This window comes from Rhodanobacter umsongensis (genome assembly GCF_042654965.1).
Taxonomy (GTDB): domain Bacteria; phylum Pseudomonadota; class Gammaproteobacteria; order Xanthomonadales; family Rhodanobacteraceae; genus Rhodanobacter; species Rhodanobacter umsongensis.
In genome coordinates, this window is the sequence record NZ_JBHSMK010000018.1 from 1 (window position 1) to 5,632 (window position 5,632).

General features: G+C 54.6%; 2 tRNA genes and 3 rRNA genes. All 5 read right to left on the reverse strand.

The features are described 5' to 3' along the window. Positions 1 to 133 precede the first annotated feature (133 nt). Positions 134 to 247, reverse strand: a 5S ribosomal RNA gene (rrf, locus tag ACFPME_RS17620). Positions 248 to 430: 183 nt separating this feature from the next. Beyond that, positions 431 to 3,314: ribosomal RNA gene (locus tag ACFPME_RS17625) — 23S ribosomal RNA — on the reverse strand. Between the two features lie 203 nt (positions 3,315 to 3,517). Beyond that, positions 3,518 to 3,593 (reverse strand) — tRNA-Ala (locus ACFPME_RS17630). An 18-nt stretch (positions 3,594 to 3,611) separates the two neighbouring features. Beyond that, positions 3,612 to 3,688, reverse strand: a tRNA-Ile gene (locus ACFPME_RS17635). A 174-nt stretch (positions 3,689 to 3,862) separates the two neighbouring features. Continuing rightward, a 16S ribosomal RNA gene (locus tag ACFPME_RS17640) occupies positions 3,863 to 5,407 on the reverse strand. The 16S, 23S and 5S rRNA genes sit together here with 2 tRNA genes alongside, the layout of an rRNA operon. Between the last annotated feature and the right edge of the window lie 225 nt (positions 5,408 to 5,632).

The window sequence follows — 5,632 nt, forward strand, 5'->3', positions numbered from 1 at the left end:
CCACCGCTCAGGGCGGCGGTTGACATAAGACCCTGGCATAGACCTGTTGCAGCCGGCGGTCTTGGTCGCAGCCGCCGCATCCGACGGGCAAAAAAAACCCCCACCGGTCAGGGTGGAGGTTTTGGGATAAGGCCCCTGGCGGTGACCTACTCTTGCATGGCAAAGCCACACTACCATCGGCGCATGCGCGTTTCACTTCTGAGTTCGGGATGGGATCAGGTGGTACCACGCCGCTATGGCCGCCAGGGAAGGGGTGGGAGCGGCGCTTGAGCGCCGGCTCCGCATTCTTCTCGAAAAATCCGGTCGCAAACTCTGACCGGATTCTTCCGTGAGAGGGATCTCACGTGAATAAGTTTGTAAACGAGTGACAAGCGTCGAGGTGAATTCGAATCAGACTTCAGTTAAGACCCACGAAGCGTCTTGGGGTTATATGGTCAAGCCTCACGGCTCATTAGTATCAGTTAGCTCAACGCATTGCTGCGCTTCCACACCTGACCTATCAACCACCTGGTCTTGATGGTGCCTTAAGGAGAGTCAAGCTCTCGGGAGATCTCATCTTGGGGCGTGCTTCCCGCTTAGATGCTTTCAGCGGTTATCACTTCCGTTCGTAGCTACCGGGCAATGCCATGGGCATGACAACCCGAACACCAGCGGAACGTCCACTCCGGTCCTCTCGTACTAGGAGCAGCCCCCCTCAAATCTCCAACGCCCACGACAGATAGGGACCGAACTGTCTCACGACGTTCTGAACCCAGCTCGCGTACCACTTTAAATGGCGAACAGCCATACCCTTGGGACCGGCTACAGCCCCAGGATGTGATGAGCCGACATCGAGGTGCCAAACACCGCCGTCGATATGAACTCTTGGGCGGTATCAGCCTGTTATCCCCGGAGTACCTTTTATCCGTTGAGCGATGGCCCTTCCATACAGAACCACCGGATCACTATGACCTACTTTCGTACCTGCTTGATCCGTCGATCTCGCAGTCAAGCACGCTTATGCCATTGCACACAGTGCGCGATGTCCGACCGCGCTGAGCGTACCTTCGTGCTCCTCCGTTACTCTTTGGGAGGAGACCGCCCCAGTCAAACTACCCACCATACATGGTCCCTGATCCGGATGACGGATCGAGGTTAGAACGTCAAGCACTTCAGGGTGGTATTTCAAGGATGGCTCCATGCAAGCTAGCGCCTGCACTTCAAAGCCTCCCACCTATCCTACACAGAAGAACTCAACGTTCAATGTAAAGCTATAGTAAAGGTTCACGGGGTCTTTCCGTCTTGCCGCGGGAACGCTGCATCTTCACAGCGAATTCAATTTCACTGAGTCTCGGGTGGAGACAGCGCCGCTGTCGTTACGCCATTCGTGCAGGTCGGAACTTACCCGACAAGGAATTTCGCTACCTTAGGACCGTTATAGTTACGGCCGCCGTTTACTGGGGCTTCGATCAAGAGCTTCGCCTTGCGGCTGACCCCATCAATTAACCTTCCAGCACCGGGCAGGCGTCACACCCTATACGTCCACTTTCGTGTTTGCAGAGTGCTGTGTTTTTGATAAACAGTCGCAGCGGCCAGGTTACTGCGACCCATCGACGCTCAGTCACGCACGTGACCACGTCAATGGGCGCACCTTCTCCCGAAGTTACGGTGCCATTTTGCCTAGTTCCTTCACCCGAGTTCTCTCAAGCGCCTTGGGATTCTCACCCTGCCTACCAGTGTCGGTTTGCGGTACGGTTTTTCTATAGCTGAAGCTTAGTGGCTTTTCCTGGAAGCGTGGTGTCAGTCACTTCGCCCAAAAGGGCTCGTCTCGGTGCTCGGCATAAAGGGTCCCGGATTTGCCTAAGACCCATGCCTACCGCCTTTCCCCGGGACAACCAACGCCCGGTAGACCTAACCTTCTCCGTCCCCACATCGCACTATAGAAAAGTGCAGGAATATTAACCTGCTTCCCATCGACTACGCATTTCTGCCTCGCCTTAGGGGCCGACTCACCCTGCGCCGATGAACGTTGCGCGAGGAAACCTTGGGCTTTCGGCGTGGGGGCTTTTCACCCCCATTATCGTTACTCATGTCAGCATTCGCACTTCCGATACCTCCAGCAGACTTTACAATCCACCTTCACAGGCTTACGGAACGCTCCTCTACCGCGTACACATAAATGTGCACACCCCGAGCTTCGGTGCATGGCTTAGCCCCGTTAAATCTTCCGCGCAGACCGACTCGACCAGTGAGCTATTACGCTTTCTTTAAAGGATGGCTGCTTCTAAGCCAACCTCCTGGCTGTCTATGCCTTTCCACATCGTTTTCCACTTAGCCATGACTTTGGGACCTTAGCTGCGGGTCTGGGTTGTTTCCCTTTTCACGACGGACGTTAGCACCCGCCGTGTGTCTCCCGTGTAGTACGTGTTGGTATTCGGAGTTTGCCATGGTTTGGTAAGTCGCGATGACCCCCTAGCCATAACAGTGCTCTACCCCCAACAGTATTCGCACGAGGCGCTACCTAAATAGCTTTCGAGGAGAACCAGCTATCTCCGAGTTTGTTTAGCCTTTCACTCCTATCCTCAGCTCATCCCCATCTATTGCAACAGATGTGGGTTCGGTCCTCCAGTGCGTGTTACCGCACCTTCAACCTGGCCAAGGATAGATCACTCGGTTTCGGGTCTACTGCCAGAGACTATGCGCCCTATTCAGACTCGATTTCTCTTCGCCTCCCCTATACGGTTAAGCTTGCCACTGACAGTAAGTCGCTGACCCATTATACAAAAGGTACGCAGTCACCCAATTAAGGGCTTCCACTGCTTGTACGTATACGGTTTCAGGGTCTATTTCACTCCCCTCTCCGGGGTTCTTTTCGCCTTTCCCTCACGGTACTAGTTCGCTATCGGTCAGTCAGTAGTATTTAGCCTTGGAGGATGGTCCCCCCATGTTCAGACAAGGTTTCACGTGCCCCGCCTTACTCAATTTCACACAAAATGCCTTTTCGTCGACTGGGCTATCACCATCTATGGCCGGGCTTTCCATCCCGTTTGACTAAAACATAATGTGCTTTTGGGCTAGTCCCCGTTCGCTCGTCGCTACTCAGGGAATCTCGGTTGATTTCTTTTCCTCCGGGTACTTAGATATTTCAGTTCCCCGGGTTCGCCCTGCATGGCTATGTATTCACCATGCAGTACTCCTTGCGGAGTGGGTTTCCCCATTCGGACATTGCCGGATCAAAGCTTGTTGCCAGCTCCCCGACACTTTTCGCAGGCTGCCACGTCCTTCATCGCCTCTGACTGCCAAGGCATCCACCGTATACGCTTAGTCGCTTGACCATATAACCCCAAGTCGCCTCGGGACATGCACCCTCATCAGGTGCAGCCAAGTTACTTCGTTTTCGTGCCTTAACACTTGTCTCGGTTCGGTTCGAACCAAGACGCTTGTCACTCGTTTACAGATTGTCAAAGAACATCACGCCGGCCTCTATGCCGGATGATTTCAAAATCTTGTGTGTGCTGATACTTCACGCGGCGCTTGATGGTGGAGCCTGTCGGGATCGAACCGACGACCCCCTGCTTGCAAAGCAGGTGCTCTCCCAGCTGAGCTAAGGCCCCAAGGAATCCTTGGAATAATGGTGGGTCTGGGTGGACTCGAACCACCGGCCTCACCCTTATCAGGGGTGCGCTCTAACCACCTGAGCTACAGACCCAGAGATCGAGCCCCAGAACCTACGCCAGCCTGCCTCGAACCTGGGTTCGGACCGGCTTTTGTTGAAGAGTCCAGCCACGGAGGGCCGGCTTTGCTCTTCGCAAAAGGGACTTTGCGTAAAGTACAGGTGTCTTGTGTGGACGTCTTGCGTGAAGACTCACGCCGTCGTTTCTTGAAAGGAGGTGATCCAGCCGCACCTTCCGATACGGCTACCTTGTTACGACTTCACCCCAGTCATGGACCACTCCGTGGGCGTCGTCCTCCTTGCGGTTAGACTAACGCCTTCTGGAGCAACCCACTCCCATGGTGTGACGGGCGGTGTGTACAAGGCCCGGGAACGTATTCACCGCGGCATAGCTGATCCGCGATTACTAGCGATTCCGACTTCACGGAGTCGAGTTGCAGACTCCGATCCGGACTGGGATCGGCTTTCTGGGATTGGCTCCACCTCGCGGTATTGCAACCCTCTGTACCGACCATTGTAGTACGTGTGTAGCCCTGGCCGTAAGGGCCATGATGACTTGACGTCATCCCCACCTTCCTCCGGTTTGTCACCGGCAGTCTCCTTAGAGTTCCCACCATTACGTGCTGGCAACTAAGGACAAGGGTTGCGCTCGTTGCGGGACTTAACCCAACATCTCACGACACGAGCTGACGACAGCCATGCAGCACCTGTGTTCCGATTCCCGAAGGCACTCCCGCATCTCTGCAGGATTCCGGACATGTCAAGGCCAGGTAAGGTTCTTCGCGTTGCATCGAATTAAACCACATACTCCACCGCTTGTGCGGGCCCCCGTCAATTCCTTTGAGTTTCAGTCTTGCGACCGTACTCCCCAGGCGGCGAACTTAACGCGTTAGCTTCGACACTGATCTCCGAGTTGAGACCAACATCCAGTTCGCATCGTTTAGGGCGTGGACTACCAGGGTATCTAATCCTGTTTGCTCCCCACGCTTTCGTGCTTCAGCGTCAGTGTTGTCCCAGATGGCCGCCTTCGCCACTGATGTTCCTCCCGATCTCTACGCATTTCACCGCTACACCGGGAATTCCACCATCCTCTGACACACTCTAGCTCGCCAGTATCCATCGCCATTCCCAGGTTGAGCCCGGGGATTTCACGACAGACTTAACGAACCGCCTACGCACCCTTTACGCCCAGTAATTCCGATTAACGCTTGCACCCTTCGTATTACCGCGGCTGCTGGCACGAAGTTAGCCGGTGCTTATTCCTCAGGTACCGTCAGCCCCACCGGTTATTAACCGGTGGTATTTCGTTCCTGATAAAAGTGCTTTACAACCCGAAGGCCTTCTTCACACACGCGGCATTGCTGGATCAGGCTTGCGCCCATTGTCCAATATTCCCCACTGCTGCCTCCCGTAGGAGTCTGGACCGTGTCTCAGTTCCAGTGTGGCTGATCATCCTCTCAGACCAGCTATCGATCGTCGCCTTGGTAGGCCATTACCCTACCAACTAGCTAATCGAACATCGGTCCGTCTGACCGCGCGAGGCCCGAAGGTCCCCCGCTTTCTCCCGTAGGACGTATGCGGTATTAGCGTAAGTTTCCCTACGTTATCCCCCACGTTCAGGTAGGTCCCGATGCATTACTCACCCGTCCGCCACTCGCCACCCACAGTATTGCTACTGCTGTGCTGCCGTTCGACTTGCATGTGTTAGGCATGCCGCCAGCGTTCAATCTGAGCCAGGATCAAACTCTTCACTTAAGTTGTCGACAACCTCACCCTTGCGGGCTCGGCCATCTATCTTTCTGAAGCGTTCTTCCCAACCAATCAAAACTCATTACTGACTTTTTACTTGGTGGGACGCTTGCATTGCTTGGACAGGTCGTAACCCTCCAGCACAAGACGTCCACACAATTCACCTGCGCACACTGTCAAAGATCAATCACTTGCCACCGATTTCTCGATCGCCACGAGAACATTTCGTCC